The following is a 16,853-nucleotide window of genomic DNA, read 5'->3' on the forward strand; positions in this document are numbered from 1 at the left end:
TAATGCAGCGTTATTTTGTGTCTGAAAATAGGGTGTATTTGAATTATTGGATGTATCTGAGAGAAAAATGAGAAAGCTGGAACACTTTAATTTGCTATTAATGCTAATTGCATTGGCAGCGGTCGGTCAAATGACACAAACTATTTATGTTCCTGTCATTGCTGAAATTGCCACTTATTTTAATGAGCCTTCAGGTGCCGTTCAACAAGTAATGGCGGCTTATTTATTTTCTTATGGTTTTTCACAGTTAGTTTATGGGCCGTTATCTGACCGAATTGGTCGCAGACCTGTTATTTTAACGGGTTTAACGATTTTCTTATTTTCAACGATTGTGGCGATTTTTGCGCCAACATTAAATATACTCACTATAGCGAGTGGGTTGCAGGGCCTCGGAACGGGTGTTGCAGGTGTGATGGCAAGAACCATGCCTCGTGATCTGTATAAAGGCACTGCCTTACGTTATGCAAATAGTTTATTAAATATGGGTATATTAGTGAGCCCATTATTAGCCCCAATGTTCGGTGGAATATTGGCGCATTTCTGGGGGTGGCATGCTTGTTATATTTTCCTGTTTATCCTAGGTGCTTCTGTATTATTAAGCATGTATCGTTGGTTACCCGAAACGCGTCCTGTTTCACCTGAAAAACATAAAATGATTGCGTCATATCGGGAATTATTATCAAGCGGTTCATTTCTATCTTATTTATCCATGTTAGTCGGCGCGTTAGCTGGGATAGCCGTATTTGAAGCCAGTAGTGGTGTATTAATGGGCGGTGTTTTAGGGCTCAATAGTATTACTGTGAGTATTTTATTTATATTGCCTATTCCTGCTGCTTTCTTTGGTGCTTGGTATGCGGGGCGAGAAGGAAAAACCTTTTATAATTTGATGTGGCACTCCGTTCTTATTTGTCTATTGGCAGGCTTTATGATGTGGATTCCAGGTTGGTTTGGGATTATGAATACCTGGACACTGTTAGTACCTGCAGCGGTATTTTTCTTTGGTGCGGGGATGTTATTTCCCTTAGCAACGACAGGTGCGATGGAGCCCTTCCCTTATTTAGCAGGGGCGGCAGGAGCATTAGTGGGTGGCTTGCAAAATATAGGTTCAGGTGTTGCCACTTGGGTTTCGGCATTATTACCGCAGAACGGGCAGTTTAGCCTTGGGTTACTGATGTTTTTAATGTCAACGCTCATATTATTGTGTTGGTTGCCTTTAGCAAAACGTATGAATCATTCAGAGCGTATGGTTTAATTGTGAGAAAGTCAGGCTGTAAAACACAGCCTGACTTTCAGATTACGCACTTAGCAGTATATCAGCTTGCTTGTGCTGTGGAATTGACATTGTCGGTGAATAAAAGGAACTAGGTTCTTCTTCTGGTATTGATGATATGAGTTCTGGCAAAACACTTCCTGAATTAAATACTACTGGTCGGTTGTAATCTAGAAACTCAATATTTTCTGCTAATTGTCCGGTTGGGTTTTGATTGTTTTGTTGAAGCCAAATCAACTTCGGTGCAACATGGTCTTGCAAGTGCTGGTCAATATGAATAAGTATTCCATCCAGTTTTAACCCAGGAGTGCTGTCTATCGTTCCTTTTATGGTTAATTGATTTTGTTGTACTGAAAAATACCAGCTCTCTACAGGTACTTTTTCTTGGATTTGTTTTTGCTCATTACTTGTCACCAGTGTCACCCAAAAAGAGTGTTGGCCATTAGATAAGTTTAAATCACTAATATCAATCTGCTGCTCAATATTTATATCTGCGATTAATGGTGTTTCTATCATTTGGTGGTGGATCGTATTTGCCGATAAATAGCCAGTTTTGTAGGTATTAAGGTGATTAAGAGCAATAAAGTTCATTGATGTATCAACTTGCCTGTCTTGCCCAAAGGGATCTGATAATGAAAAGTATTGTTGGTGTAGGCGACCATTTTCTACCCATTTGGCGCAGAGTGCGCTTTTTGATGTAATTTTGTCGATATTAATTTTACCCGTAGAGAAATCAACGACACCTTCCTCTGTTGCAGCCCAGAAGATAGGGGCACCTTGCCAATAATTATCGAGAAGTAGATGGGGTGGTAATGTGTATCCATCCCTTTTTGCTAATAGGCGATTAGCTAAAGAATTCGGGTTACTATAGCGGGAAGTCAGCTGTCCAAGCTCTTTTTTGTGGTTCAATTCATGTATGGTGAATTGTACCAATTCACCTTTATCTGCAATATTAAAACTCGTTTCGTGTGGAATTTGTAAGACTTCGGTTAATAAACCATTTGGCGTGGCATAAGTTACTGTTAAAGCATAATTATGATAAATGTAAAATTGGCGGCCAGTCCCGGTTTTTAGATTGTGGTAATTCGCAGGTAAGCTCCCCACCGTACGGTTAACGGTGATCGTACTATAAGGGTGAAGGGTATTATCCGCCATTTTAGCCGACTGGGGTTGTATCCAATAAATTGGTACATCGCGTTGATGAGGAAATTGCTCAATTTGTATCCGGTGATAATATTTTGAGTAATTCTGTTGAGTTAGTATGACCCATTGTTTTCTGATTTGATCCCAGCGCTGATAAAAACCATCCCCAGCAAATCCTCCATCTTCAATATCCAGCCCTTTCGTTTTATTGGTCTGCCAGCGTACTCTGTCATTTAAAAATTGGTGAATTTTTTGGTTGTAGGCATCTGCGTGCGGTAAAAACGCATCATAGGCATCACTGCTAAAAGGAACAAAATAAGAGAGCATCGTTGGGATAGCTTGTTTTCGAAAAGTATGGGGAGAGTGATAAGTAACGTAATATTGTCTAGATTGGTTATAAGCTGGTTTTTTACCGTGGTCATAGGGGTGGTAAGGGTATGCTGGCTGATTATTATGATCTTGCGAATTGGTATGCGGCAAGCCAAGGCCATGACCAAAAGCCTCATGGAACATCACGTTAGGTTCATGAACCCCACCTCCATGATTGCGGGACGCTTGCCCTAATAGCAAGTTATTGAAGCTTGAGGAAAAAATTTCAATCGCAGTATATTGATAGTCAGAATTAGCATTGTTAGCAATTTTATATTGTTGGCTATTATTGTAAGCCCAATGAACTTGTGCGTTAGTGTGATTGCCAATTTCTTTAGGGTTATCATAATGAGGATGAATAAACGGAATGGCGTTATTATTGGTGCCAGTCATATATGGCGTTAAGCTAGGGTGACTTACTGTGGCAGGAGAGCTATACAGTGTGAACTGCCCGATCGGTAAGATTGTTGCAGCTTCTTTTCCCCAACTTAGTGGTGATGATGAATAAACACCATGCCCTTGTTGGTATAAACTGTGGCTATCAACATGAACAATTAAGTGGTTATCAAGGGTGACATTGGGTGAAAATACACCATACTGGTTAGTTTCCTCTGTGATAATAGGTTTGCCATTAACAGTGATAATGATGTTGATATCCGGTTGTATCCACTCACCTTTTAGCGGGGCGGTAAAGCGTTGCTGATGCCAATCTTGTGCGGAGACATTGGGCTGGCGGGGAAGTGCTGTCAATATTTTGGGTAAATGGTCTGGCCCTGTAAGTCTTATTCGGCCTAATATTTTTCTTTCTTTATTACTGATAATCGCCTCAATATCGGGGGATTTCGCTGCGTTTATACTTGTTATTTCTAAATTCAATAATGCCCAGCGATTAGCCGTTAAGCTCATATGCTTATCTGTCATATTCTGCAGGTGAGTTTGCGCTAGTTGAATATTATGGATTTGCATATCGCTTGGTGTGGGGTGATAACGCCGTTGAGGTTCATGATAAACTGGGTTTTGAACGGAAAATATACGTTTCCCTGGAATACGATGTTGTGGTGCATTTTCGGTCTGTAGCTGAATTGAAATAGGCTGAGATTCCTGCCCATTAGGCAGTATGGCGATAAAATCAAACTGATCTGACTGGGTTTTAAATTTTGCGTTATTGGCAATATATTGCCACTCATTGGTAATATTATTTAACGTTAATCGACCAAATTTGGGCTGCTCAAGGATTTTGTAACCCTTAATATGAGGGATATTGGGTAGTTTTCCTGTTATAGCGCCTACGACCAGCTGATTTGGCAGCTCATCCGGGTTTTCTGTTACTAAAATAGGTAGGATTTGAGGAATCTGCTTTTGCTCATTATATCGGGAGGTTACTTGTTTTGTTTGTTTCAATTGAAATTGGCGAAAAATGATATTCTCCCCAACAAGTTTTAAGGTATTCTTTTCATAGCTGATTTTAACCGCAGGAAGCTGGTGTTCTACCATCATTCTATTAACATCGGTTTCGATTGAATGGGCAATCTTTTGCCAAGATGATGTTTCTGTAATTGGGATGTCATGTAAGGATAATATATTGTTATTATTGGTGTTTTTTATGGATACTGAAAAATATTGACTGTTTTTTCGTAATTCATCTGTTAGCTTCAATGAGCTTATTGTGTGGGGTGGTAGGGTAATAATTTGTTGGAAGTTGTGATTTTCTAAGGTATTGCTGGCTAGCTCAATGTGCTCTACTGGGCGAAGTTCATTAATTAATTGTTGAGTAGAAGCTGATATTTTTTTTTGTTTATCTTTTACTATCAATAAACTACCTCCTGTGAGCTCCAACCAATGGCGAATGAGTTCGATTTGTTTATCATTGGCACTTTCGGGCAAGACTACGATACTATAATGGCGATGCCATTCCCCACTTGGCAGCAATAAATCAGCGAGCTGGGCCTGTGCTCTAACTTCTCCGTCGATCCATTCATGGGGTGAATTAAAGCTTTCTACAAATATGCCTTGCTTGGAATGGAACTTGAAACCAGAAAATTGAGACTCTGGTAACGTGCTAGCAATGTAGCTTTTTTTAGTTTCTCCTATAATTCGTGGCTTATTTATAAGCCAGCTAAATAGCTCATGAGCGGCTTTGCCCTCTTTTGAAAACGTAGGGTCAAGGCTTAAGTTTTTTAATAATGGTGAGTTATTATCAATAACTACGACCCTACCTTTATTTGCGTATAAGCCAATTTTTAATGGTTGTTGTTTAATATTGCTATCATATTGGTTTTTAATGGATGAAATGGGTTTATTTTGTTCTTCGTATCGGTTTTCCATAACCGTGTCCTTTATTTATTTCTTAAAATATCAATAGGTAATTTTCCTCTTACTAGATAACTTTAAATAAATATTTATTGTTCTTCTAATTTATTATTAATCTGATTATTGATTTTATATTTATTAGTTAATTAGTTTTATGAAAAAGAAAGGCAGCACTTCAGTGCTGCCTTTGAGCGATTTGTTTTGAATTAAAAATTAACCGCGATCTTCCCATTCTTGAGCACGGGCAACCGCTTTTTTCCACCCTTCGTATTTGAAATTACGTTCTGTTGTTTCAATACCCGGTTTGAATACGCGCTCAATGGTGGCTTTACTTTGTAACTCATCAAGGTTACTCCAAAAACCAACCGCTAAACCAGCAAGGTAGGCTGCACCCAGTGCGGTGCTTTCTCGCACTTCAGGGCGCTCGACAGGGGTACCTAAAATATCTGATTGGAATTGCATTAAGAAATTATTAGCGACAGCGCCCCCATCAACGCGCAGTGCTTTTAAGCGTTCACCAGAGTCTGCTTGCATGGCATCAAGTACATCACGGGTTTGATAAGCGATAGATTCTAATGTTGCGCGGATAATATGGTTGCGGTTTGCGCCACGGGTTAAGCCAAAGATTGCTCCGCGTGCATACGGGTCCCAATATGGAGCACCTAAACCTGTAAAGGCAGGAACAACATACACGCCATTACTGTCTTTTACTTTAGTGGCGAAATATTCAGAGTCCGTCGCTTCATCGATAAGTTTCAATTCATCACGTAGCCACTGAATAGACGCACCGCCGACGAATACTGCACCTTCAAGGGCATAATTGACTTCGCCTTTTGGGCCGCACGCGATAGTTGTCAGTAGACCATGATTTGAACGTACTGCAGTTTCGCCCGTGTTCAGAAGTAAGAAACAGCCGGTGCCATAGGTATTTTTTGCCATCCCTGATTTAACACACAGTTGGCCATAAAGTGCGGCTTGTTGGTCTCCTGCCATCCCTGAAATTGGAATACGTGTTCCGCCTTTCCCCCCAATATTGGTTTGCCCGTAGACTTCCGAAGAAGGGCGCACTTCTGGGAGCATTGCACGTGGAATATTCAGCGCTTTGAGGATTTTATCATCCCATTCAAGGTTGCGGATATTGAACAACATGGTTCGGGAAGCATTGGTGTAGTCGGTGACATGAACACGCCCTTGTGTCATTTTCCAAACGAGCCAAGTATCGACAGTCCCAAATAGTAATTCTCCTTTCTCGGCACGTTCACGTGCACCTTCAACATGATCTAAAATCCATTTTACTTTGGTACCGGAGAAATAGGGGTCAACAACCAGGCCGGTATTTTGGCGAATGTATTCCTCTAGATCACGGTCATTTTGTTTTAAATGCGTACAAAAATCAGCAGTGCGGCGACATTGCCACACAATCGCATTATAAACGGGCTTACCAGTGGCTTTTTCCCATACGATGGTAGTTTCACGTTGGTTAGTGATCCCAATCCCAGCGACTTCATCGGTACGAATATCTGCTTTAGCGAGAACTTCCACAAGTGTTGAGCTTTGTGATGCCCATATTTCCATTGGGTCGTGTTCTACCCAGCCTGGTTTAGGATAAATTTGGGTGAATTCACGTTGTGAAATACTGACAATATTTGCATCATGGTCGAGTACAACAGCACGTGAGCTGGTTGTGCCTTGGTCGAGTGCAACAATATACTTTTTCGCAATAGTGGTTTCAGTTGTCATAATTTAAGCCTGTTCCGAGGATTTGGTGTTTTTAACGGATAATTTTTCTGTTTTGGTCTCTTCTTCACATACCATGCAAGGTAAGTGGCGACCAATTAGTTTGCGATAGGCGAATGCGCCTAGCAGACCACCAACAATAGGTGCTGTCAATGGGACGAGAAAATAGGGAATATCGCGGCCACCGGTGAGAGCGATATCACCCCAACCAGCGAGATAAGCGACAACCTTTGGACCGAAGTCACGAGCTGGGTTGAGTGCAAATCCTGTGAGTGCGCCAAATGACCCGCCGATGACGGCAATCAAAATACCAATTAATAATGGAGCAAGTGGGCCACGAGGGACACCATTGCCATCATCGGTTAGGGCGAGTATTAAGCAAACAAGAATGGCAGCAATAATGACCTCAATAAAGAATGCATGAGGAACACTAATTTGTGGTGCAGGGTAGGTTGAGAAAACACCAGCAGTGAATAAGCTTTCTTGTGAGCCTCTAATGATATGGTGGACTTGGTCGTAATCGAAAAATACAGGGGAATACATTGAGTAAACTAAGGCGGCAGCAAAGAAGCCTCCTAGCATCTGTGCGATGATATAAGGGACGACTTTGCGTTTATCAAAACACGCAAATAGCCATAATGCGAGAGTAACGGCTGGGTTTAAGTGAGCACCGGAAGTACCCGCTGTTAGGTAAACGGCTAAAGCAACGCCGAAGCCCCAGATAATACTTATTTCCCATAAACCTAGTTGTGCGCCAGCTATTCTAACGGCAGCAACACAGCCTAGACCAAAAAATACCAGTAGCGCAGTCCCTAAAAACTCTGAGATGCACTGACCTGTGAGTGATGTAGTCGTCATTTGGCTCATATGTTTCTATCCTACGAAAATGAAAAATATTGTAATGTTTTTTTAAGTTAAGATTTTCTAATCGAAAATCATTAACTGTGAATTTATCGTTAAAGAACATAAACGAGAAATATCGAAATTGAAAAATGTGTGTTGCATCACTAAAGCGAAACAAAACAATCAAAAATAGTGATGAATTCGACCTTTGTAATGTGATCTGACCAGTGTTTTTTTATGAAGGTTATTACGATTCAGAAGGAAGGAACTGGACACAGAGGATCATGCTACTTACAATCGTGTAAAAGCTGATAAGGGAGACCAGAATTATGTCATTTGAAGTATTTGAAAAACTAGAATCCAAAGTCCAACAAGCGATTGATACAATCACACTGTTACAAATGGAAATCGATGAATTAAAAGATAAAAATGGTGCACTAAGCCAAGAGTTGGAAACAGCAAAGTCAGGTACGGATTCACTGGTGCGTGAAAATGAACAATTAAAACAAGAGCAGCAAGCTTGGCAAGAGCGTTTACGGACTCTGCTAGGTAAGATGGAAGAAGTGTAATTTCTCGTCATACTTCGCGTTGTAGGGGTGTTGGCTTCGTCTCTTCGCCCTAGTCACATACTTGTGTATGCTCCTAGGGTCTTATCGACTTTGCCGCCTACCTACAACACGAATTATTTAGAGAAATCTTTGTTATGCCTCACATTGCAGGGGTGTTGGCTTTGTCTCTTCGCCCTAGTCACATACTTATGTATGCTCCTAGGGTCTTATCGACTTTGCCGCCTACCTACAACACGAATTATTTAGAGAAATCTTCATCACACCCCATGTTCTAGAGTATAAAAATAAGGGCTGCAATAATTTGCAGCCCTTATTTATAGAATTTTTAACGGATTACGCGTCGATATTGTCATCTTCGATAAAATCGTCGGTCTCAGACGGGATTAATGGCTCTTCAGAAAGAATAATGCCAGTGTTATCGGCATAAAGGTAATCACCTGAGAAGAAAGTGACGCCGCCGAAATTAACGCGGATATCACTTTCACCGATGCCTTCATCTGGGCAACCTGCAGGCATCGCCGCAATAGCTTGAATACCGAGGTCAAGCTCCATTAGTGCATCCACCTGACGGACGGCACCATAAACCACAATGCCTTCCCAGTGGTTATCAACGGCGAGTCTTGCAATTTCAGCATCAATGAGTGCCTTACGGACAGACCCGCCACCGTCAACCAGTAGAATGCGCCCAGTGCCGTCTTCTTCCAGCAAATCATACAGTAGGCCATTATCTTCAAAGCACTTAACTGTAATGATTTGACCGCCAAATGAAGTACGTCCACCAAAGTTGGAGAAAAGGGGTTCTACCACATTAACGCTTTCTTGGTAAATATCGCAGAGTTCGGAAGTATCATATTTCATAGGAGTTAGGTCTTTTTTGCTGCAAGAGGTAGCCAGTATATCCCTTTTCAACAGTACTTGGCAAAGTTAGCCGCCTAAAAATAGGCGGAAAAAGTCAAAAAAACGACAAATAGTGACTGTTATTTGCTCATTACAACGCCAATGGAGAATAAAACGTTGGTCACGAGTGCAGCTTTCACCATATTTTCGAGTAAAGGACGCATGCCTTCTGGGGTAGGGTCACTCAGAACGCGGCGTAAATGGTTCATTAGCATCGGTACGGCTAATAAAAATAACCAACCACTCCACCCGTGCAAGTAAATTAGGTTAAAAAATGCCAAACATAAAATTGCCGCAACAATAATAATGGTGTGATAAATTCGAGCTCCTTGGGGACCTAAACGTACCGCTAAGGTGTTTTTACCTGCTTTAATATCATTTTCGATATCACGCATATTATTGATATTCAGTACTGCGACAGAGAGCAACCCACAGGCAGTTGCGGGCAGGACAGTGATGATATTAAAACTATTAGCTTGTAAATAATAAGTCCCAATAACACTTAGCCAGCCAAAGAAAATTAAGACAGAAATATCCCCTAACCCTAGGTACCCATAGGGTTTTTTGCCAACGGTATAGGTAATTGCAGCAACGATAGCAATAAGGCCTAATGCGACGAAACCAATGGCATCCTCTGGCTTTTCACATGCGACAATAATTAATAGTAAGCCAGAAAGGCAGGCCGCTGTAATATTTAGCTTGAGCGCCTTTTTCATGTCCGCTTGCGTGATAACACCTTTTTGCATACCACGTAATGGACCAATACGTTCTGCTGTATCAGAGCCTTTGACTGCGTCACCATAGTCATTCGCAAGGTTAGATAAAATCTGTAATAAACCCGCCGTGATGAGTGCTAATAAAGCGACGGGCCATTTAAAATTATTAGTTAAATAAGCGAGTGCAGAGCCTGTCACAATCGCAATCACCCCTAAAGGTAGGGTTTTAGGGCGGAGACTTTCAATCCAAGCTTGTTTACGACTTATTGTTGTGGATGTCGACTGCATGCAGTTACCTATAATTCAAACTCTTTAGAGATGTGTTCTTAATAATTTAATTGCCCATCATATAGAGAGATACCTGAGTATTTTCAATGTAATGGGCAGAATATTTAATAGAAAAAAGTGCAGCGATAAAAGCTGCACTTTAGTCGATGTATATTAAGGATACATGAAAACCAGATAATTAATAAGATTATAAAATAAATCTACTCAGGTCTTCATCCGCCACCAGCTCATCTAAGTGCTGTCTGACATAGTCTGCATCGATTTGGATAGTTTGCCCGTTACGGTCACTGGCATCGAAAGAAATATCTTCCATTAAACGCTCAAGCACGGTGTGCAAGCGACGAGCACCAATGTTTTCGGTTGACTCATTGACTTGCCATGCGGACTCCGCAATTTTACGAATACCGTCAGTCGTGAATTCAATATTCACGCCTTCTGTTGCCATCAGCGCTTTATACTGTTCAGTTAATGAGGCATTTGGTTCCGTCAAAATACGCACAAAATCTTCAGTTGTCAGCGCTTGTAATTCAACACGAATTGGCAAGCGACCTTGGAGTTCAGGGATCAAGTCTGATGGGCTCGAAACTTGGAACGCACCTGAAGCGATAAACAGAATGTGGTCAGTTTTGACCATGCCGTGCTTAGTCGAAATGGTGCAGCCTTCGATTAATGGCAGTAAATCGCGTTGAACCCCTTCTCGAGAGACATCTGGCCCCGAGCTTTGGCCACCACGTTTACAAATTTTGTCGAACTCATCGATGAAGACAATACCATTTTGTTCAACTGCTTCAATCGCTTGTTCTTTTAGCTCTTCAGGGTTGACTAATTTAGCCGCTTCTTCTTCAACTAGCAGTTTGAATGCCTCTTTGATTTTCATCTTACGTGGCTTCTGCTTTTGGCCTGCTAAGTTTTGGAACATGGATTGTAACTGGTTCGTCATCTCTTCCATGCCAGGAGGCGCCATAATTTCAACACCCATAGGGGATGCAGCGACTTCAATTTCAATTTCTTTATCGTCTAATTGGCCTTCACGTAATTTTTTACGGAATGCTTGGCGAGCAGGGGAATGCTCATCCGTTGGTTCAGACTGCCCCCAGTTATTTTTTGCTGGTGGAATAAGAACGTCCAAAATACGCTCTTCAGCCATTTCTTCGGCACGATAGCGATTCTTTTCAATAGACTGTAAACGCACCATTTTAACGGCGGAGTCAGTTAAATCGCGAATAATCGAGTCAACTTCTTTACCGACATAGCCGACTTCAGTAAATTTAGTCGCTTCGACTTTGATAAATGGCGCGTTGGCTAATTTCGCAAGGCGGCGAGCAATTTCAGTTTTACCCACCCCTGTTGGCCCAATCATCAAAATATTTTTTGGGGTGACTTCGTGACGTAACACTTCATTTAACTGCATACGGCGCCAGCGGTTACGCAGAGCAATCGCAACAGAACGTTTGGCTTTATTCTGGCCAATAATATGATTGTCGAGTTCGCTGACAATTTCGCGTGGAGTCATTTCGGACATACTAGCAATCCTTATGATTTTGAAGAAATTTCTTCAAAGTTGACATTATGGTTGGTGTAAATACAGATATCACCTGCAATAGCGAGTGCTTTTTCAGCGATCTCTTTGGCGCTTAAGTCTGTATTTTCTAACAAAGCACGTGCGGCTGATTGCGCATATGGGCCACCGGAGCCAATAGCAATTAAGTCATTTTCCGGTTGAACCACATCACCATTACCCGTAATGATCAGTGAAGTGTGTTCATCGGCGACAGCTAACAAGGCTTCTAACTTGCGAAGCATGCGGTCAGTGCGCCAATCTTTAGCAAGTTCAACGGCTGCTTTAGTTAAATGGCCTTGATGAAGTTCGAGTTTGCGCTCAAACAGTTCAAATAATGTGAATGCGTCTGCGGTGCCACCGGCAAATCCGGCAATGACTTTGTCGTTGTATAAACGGCGAACTTTGCGGACATTGCCTTTCATGACGGTATTACCCATCGTCGCCTGTCCATCACCACCAATTACGACCTGGCCATTACGGCGAACACTTACGATTGTTGTCATGAGTTAGCCCCTGGTTTATTACAAAAAAATGCGGTTGTATGTGATTTTCAAAAGAATAAATTCAAGTGATAGTTGTCTAATTAACTATCACTTGAACTAGGTTGAAGCCACAAAGTACCGCTCATGAGTACATTAAAACAGTACATGGGGGGGAAGGAGGAATTTTTCAACCCCCAGAAGCACGAAGAATACAACCGGAAACACCTGCACTTGCTGCTCGGTCACGCATTTTTTCGGCAGTTGACTTGGAATAAGGCCCTAAAACGATACGGTGCCAACCTCCACCTGCGCTTACACGGCTTTCAATACCTGAGAATGCCAAAGTAGCTTGCACAGACTCGGCTTGTTCTGCTGTACGGAATGAACCACATTGAACAACCATATTTTGCAAGCTGTTTGTCGGTTTAGTGCTTGGTGCCGTTTGTGGCTGAGCTGCGGGCGCGGTTGGTTGAGCCTCAAGTTTTGGAGGGATATTGACCGCTGGTTTACGTTGTACTGGCTCGACAGGTTGAGTTGGCTCATTGATGAGCACTTGGGAGCGCGGTACTGGTTTACCGTTTGCAGGGATTTCTTGCAAGTTAGTGACAGGCTGGCGTCTGTCAGAATCAATTTGTTCTAATAGCTGGCGCTGTTCAGGTGTTAAATCTGATGGGCGCACAATATTATTGCCAGTACTCGGTTGTTGAATATTTGGCATATCCACACCACGACGTTCGAGCTCTTTAATATAGCGCCAACGTTCTTCAGGCTTTGGTGGAAGCGTACTTCCCGGTGTTGTTGGTGTGACAACTTGGGGGGGCGGTGTGTCCTTTTTATTTTGAGTGATATAAAACAGGCCGCCAACAAATAGCACGACAATTGCCACAGCAACAACCAATGTTGTCATTGGTAGTCCTTGTGCTTTCTTTGATTTACCTTTGCTTTTTTTACGGGCGGATGAGCGCCCCCGAGCTACATAATCTTTTTGTGCCACGCTATTAATTCACTAGTTATCAATTGTTCGTCATCATTTGGCTTAACATGTTACTTAACCCGAGCAACTTTGACTAGCTTTTAGGCGCTTTTGTGCTCTCTCTGATGATTAAATCAGAATCTAGGAGACGTGAACCCGGGTTTACATTGTGTCCATGGATTTGCTCAAGCAGTAATTGCATCGCATGATGACCAATTTCAGCACGAGGTTGATTAATAGTTGTTAGGGCTGGCAAGGTGTATTTTGATTGCTCTAAGTTATCGAAACCAACAAAAGAAAGGTCATCAGGGAGCTTCAAGCCCATTTTTTTCGCTTGCCACATCGCACCAATCGCCATGATATCACTGTGACAAAAGATAGCAGTAGGTGGTTCGGGAAGTGACATTAATGTTTTCACGGCTTCAGCGCCACCTTCATGGGTAAAATCGCCACGAATAATATAATTTTCACGCAATTTTTCGCCTGTGCGCAACATGGCTTTTTTATAACCTTCTAAACGGTATTGACTTAAAGGCATATGATCAGGGCCTGCAATACAAGCAATCAGTTTATGGCCTTGTTTTTGCAGGTAATGTGTCGCATTAAATGCAGCCGTGAGGTTATCGATATGCACAGTAGGCAGTTTTAGCTCAGGCGCAAATTCATTTGCCATCACTATCGGAGGAAGGTTTTTCTGCTCTTCCGTTGAGATATCGAACGGAATATTGGAACCCAGTAAAACCATACCATCAATTTGTTTAGTAATAATGAGATTAATAAAAGCATTTTCTTGTTTTTCTTGGTGTTTACAGTCTCCAATCAAAACAAAATAGCCTTCTTGAGCAGCGATTTCTTCAATCCCGCAGACGACATCACTAAAGAACGGATCGCGGATATTGGGAACAAGCACAAGAATAGTTTTTGATTCATTGCGCTTATAGCTTCTAGCAAGGTTATGAGGATAATAACCAACATCCATCACCGCTTGTTCGACTTTTTGGCGTGTTTGCAAAGAAACTTTTTCCGGGTTCATGAGTGTTCTTGACACCGTCGCTGTCGAAACGCCCGCGGCACTAGCAACATCTTTCATCGTTGCCGTGTTATTGTGTTTTTTACTTTCCACAACGCCTTCCTTAGATTGATTTAATCGTTTGCTTTTTTTGAATGGCGCAAGTACGTCATTATTAGTAGCTATTCTAATTGGTTTCTCAATAATATCTGTTACCTAGTTTGCATAAAAAGTGTGACTTGCGTCATTTTTTAGAGCTGCTTCGCAAATTTTGAAAATAATTCTAAGGGTAAAAAGATAAATGAAACTCAATGTGTGTAAAAAGCGCTCAATTTAGTTGTTTAGCATTATAGGGTAAATAATTCAAAGTTATCAATATGCTGCAAAGACAATATTGGTTATAGCCTATAAAGTTAAATGGCTAGATAAAATGAATCCTTTAACATTGTTCATGGGTTAACAATCAGTTGGGTCCACATCAATATTCCATTTTACTTTGCGGCTTTCTGGTTGTTGAAGAATTTCTGGCAATAGTTTCGCCATAAACTGTTGTAAATAAAGTCGCGAAGGGTGTTGCAATAGCAATTGCCAGCGGAATCGGCCGCCACGTTTAGCTTGAATCGACGGCGAGGGGCCTAAAATCCACATTTTTGCATCACTTTGTGGGTGTTGAGTTATATATTGCCGCACATTTTGCAGAAATTGACGCGAATCTTGGTTATTGTGATCTTCTGAGCGGATCAGTATATGGTTGGTGTAAGGCGGTAGCATGGCGATTCGGCGCTCTTCCATCGCTTCTTGGGTAAATGCGTTGTAACCCTCTTCAAGCAGTGTGAGCAACAGTGGGTGTTCGGGATGGTGGGTCTGTAAGAACACTTCACCTTGTTTACCGGCTCGCCCTGCTCGGCCAGAAACTTGTACGTATAATTGAGCAAACCGTTCGGCTGCACGAAAATCACTCGAGAACAAAGCTCCGTCAACATCTAATAAGGCGACTAAGGTGACATCAGGGAAATGGTGGCCCTTGGCTAACATCTGTGTGCCAATAAGAATTCGAGCTCCTCCTTCATGTACTTGATTTAAATGTTGTTCCAGTTCGCCTTTACGGCTCGTGGTATCACGGTCAATACGCGTAACGGGAGTGTCAGGGAACAGTTCACAAATACCTTCCTCAAGTTGCTCAGTTCCCATTCCAACAGGCACTAAATGCGTTGAACCACATTGTGGGCATTGATGAGGAACTGGGCGCTGGCTGTCACAATGGTGGCAGCGTAATTGATGGAAATTTTGATGCAAGGTGTAATAGTGGTCACAGCGCTGGCACTCAGCAATCCATCCGCATTCATGGCAAATTAATGCTGGGGAATAACCACGGCGATTTAAAAATAAAATCACCTGATTATTTTGTGCAAGGTGTTCTTTAATATGTTGAATTAATAAGTGAGAAAGGCCAAATTTTAGTGGCTGGCCTTTTAAGTCAATAAGATGTTGAGCCGCAGGGCGTGCATTACCGGCACGAATAGTGAGATTTAATTGCCGATATTTATGTTGCTGTACATTTAGTAAGGTTTCTAACGATGGCGTCGCAGTGCCCATCACAATAGGAATATTGTTCTTTTTAGCGCGAAAAACGGCTAAATCACGTGCATGATAACGCCAACCATCCTGTTGTTTGTATGAGCTGTCATGCTCTTCATCAATAATAATAATGCCAAGGTGGGCGAAAGGCGTGAACAGTGCCGAACGTGTACCAATAATAATGGCATTTTGACCTTGCTTGGTGCGTAGCCAAACTGCTAAACGTTCGCTATCGTTCAGCCCTGAGTGTAAAACATCAACAGGCGCATTGAAGCGCTCACGAAAGCGGCTGATAGTTTGTGGGGTCAAGCCAATTTCAGGCACCAAAACTAAAGCTTGTTTACCTTGAGCAAGAACATTTTCCAATACGCTCAGATACACTTCTGTTTTACCGGACCCCGTTATCCCTGCGAGCAGCCATGGCGAAAATTGGTTATCTTCAGCGCGTATAGCACCGACAGCGGTGGCTTGCTCACTATTAAGCCGCAACCGTTCACCGCAAACTGTAAAGTTTGATTGCCATTTTTCGCTCGTCGGTTGAACGGGATGTAACTCAATGTAATCTTTTTTTTTCAGTGCTTGTAGAGCGCTTTCACTGATTTCAAGCTCATTCACTTGATGGCGATAAACGGGTCTACGACGTAAAAGTGCGAGGGCCTGCTGTTGTTTTGGGGAGCGTTTTAGCTCATTAAGGTCAACGGCTAAGCCTTCATCTGTCACTTGCCATTGCCAAATAGGGGTAAATTCTGCAGGTTTACCTTGGCGCAATAGAGTGGGTAATGCGTGGAATAGTACTTCGCCAATTGGGTAGTGATAGTATTGGGAAGACCACAATAATAGTTGCCAAATATCATCAGGGAAGAGCGTTTGATGGTCGAGAACCAGTTCGATAGCTTTTAATTTATCTTCAGCAAACTCGCTTTTATCGCTGTGTTTTACCACAATACCTAAGGCTTGACGCTTGCCAAACGGCACCATAACACGGCTGCCAATCACTGGCAGTGGCATGTTGTCAGGAAGGCGATAATCAAATGTGCGGTTTAATGGGACAGGTAAAGCCACCTGAACGACGATCATATCTGGGTTTCCGTCTATTTTTTATGCGATA

Annotated in this window: 12 protein-coding genes; 2 read left to right on the forward strand and 10 right to left on the reverse strand. The window is 42.1% G+C overall.

The features are described from left to right. The first annotated feature begins 67 nt into the window (after window positions 1-67). A complete protein-coding gene (gene emrD / locus PR683_RS16960) occupies window positions 68-1,252 on the forward strand; it encodes a multidrug efflux MFS transporter EmrD (RefSeq protein WP_004907030.1) in 1,185 nt (394 codons plus the stop codon). Window positions 1,253-1,294: 42 nt separating this feature from the next. On the opposite strand, the gene PR683_RS16965 is transcribed toward emrD, so the two are convergent. From PR683_RS16965 to PR683_RS16975, 3 genes are all read right to left on the reverse strand, one after another. After that, window positions 1,295-5,107: a hypothetical protein gene (locus PR683_RS16965; protein ID WP_272581917.1), complete on the reverse strand. Its 3,813-nt coding sequence runs from the start codon at window positions 5,105-5,107 to the stop codon at window positions 1,295-1,297. A gap of 198 nt (window positions 5,108-5,305) precedes the next feature. Further along, entirely contained in the window at window positions 5,306-6,832 is a 1,527-nt protein-coding gene (glpK, locus tag PR683_RS16970; protein ID WP_115168153.1) for a glycerol kinase GlpK, read from the reverse strand. Window positions 6,833-6,835: 3 nt separating this feature from the next. Beyond that, window positions 6,836-7,696: an MIP/aquaporin family protein gene (locus tag PR683_RS16975; RefSeq protein ID WP_004265297.1), complete on the reverse strand. Its 861-nt coding sequence runs from the start codon at window positions 7,694-7,696 to the stop codon at window positions 6,836-6,838. A 305-nt stretch (window positions 7,697-8,001) separates the two neighbouring features. Here PR683_RS16975 and zapB point away from each other — a divergent pair, with 305 nt between their 5' ends. After that, window positions 8,002-8,241 carry a cell division protein ZapB gene (zapB, locus tag PR683_RS16980; protein WP_004265299.1) on the forward strand — a complete coding sequence of 80 codons (240 nt, stop codon included), beginning with the start codon at window positions 8,002-8,004 and terminating at the stop codon, window positions 8,239-8,241. A 333-nt stretch (window positions 8,242-8,574) separates the two neighbouring features. Here the strand turns inward: zapB and rraA are convergent, their stop codons facing one another. The 7 genes from rraA to priA form a co-directional block, all read right to left on the reverse strand. Next, on the reverse strand, window positions 8,575-9,099 hold the full coding sequence (rraA, locus tag PR683_RS16985; RefSeq protein ID WP_109912966.1) for a ribonuclease E activity regulator RraA: 525 nt from the start codon (window positions 9,097-9,099) through the stop codon (window positions 8,575-8,577). A 119-nt stretch (window positions 9,100-9,218) separates the two neighbouring features. Beyond that, window positions 9,219-10,142 carry a 1,4-dihydroxy-2-naphthoate polyprenyltransferase gene (locus tag PR683_RS16990; protein WP_004907041.1) on the reverse strand — a complete coding sequence of 308 codons (924 nt, stop codon included), beginning with the start codon at window positions 10,140-10,142 and terminating at the stop codon, window positions 9,219-9,221. 187 nt (window positions 10,143-10,329) lie between these two features. Continuing rightward, complete coding sequence (gene hslU / locus PR683_RS16995) at window positions 10,330-11,664, reverse strand: HslU--HslV peptidase ATPase subunit (RefSeq protein WP_004265302.1); 1,335 nt, start codon at window positions 11,662-11,664, stop codon at window positions 10,330-10,332. A gap of 11 nt (window positions 11,665-11,675) precedes the next feature. After that, window positions 11,676-12,206, reverse strand: coding sequence for an ATP-dependent protease subunit HslV (gene hslV / locus PR683_RS17000; protein ID WP_004265304.1), 531 nt, complete (start codon window positions 12,204-12,206; stop codon window positions 11,676-11,678). Window positions 12,207-12,372: 166 nt separating this feature from the next. Next, window positions 12,373-13,179: a cell division protein FtsN gene (gene ftsN / locus PR683_RS17005; RefSeq protein WP_109912967.1), complete on the reverse strand. Its 807-nt coding sequence runs from the start codon at window positions 13,177-13,179 to the stop codon at window positions 12,373-12,375. A 73-nt stretch (window positions 13,180-13,252) separates the two neighbouring features. Beyond that, the gene (cytR, locus tag PR683_RS17010; protein ID WP_004907050.1) at window positions 13,253-14,281 is read right to left on the reverse strand and encodes a DNA-binding transcriptional regulator CytR; all 1,029 of its coding nucleotides are present in this window, start codon (window positions 14,279-14,281) and stop codon (window positions 13,253-13,255) included. A gap of 342 nt (window positions 14,282-14,623) precedes the next feature. Beyond that, entirely contained in the window at window positions 14,624-16,822 is a 2,199-nt protein-coding gene (priA, locus tag PR683_RS17015; RefSeq protein ID WP_123382725.1) for a primosomal protein N', read from the reverse strand. Window positions 16,823-16,853 lie beyond the last annotated feature (31 nt).

Origin of the sequence: Providencia sp. PROV269, assembly GCF_028477785.1 — a bacterium.
GTDB classification, from domain to species: domain Bacteria; phylum Pseudomonadota; class Gammaproteobacteria; order Enterobacterales; family Enterobacteriaceae; genus Providencia; species Providencia rettgeri.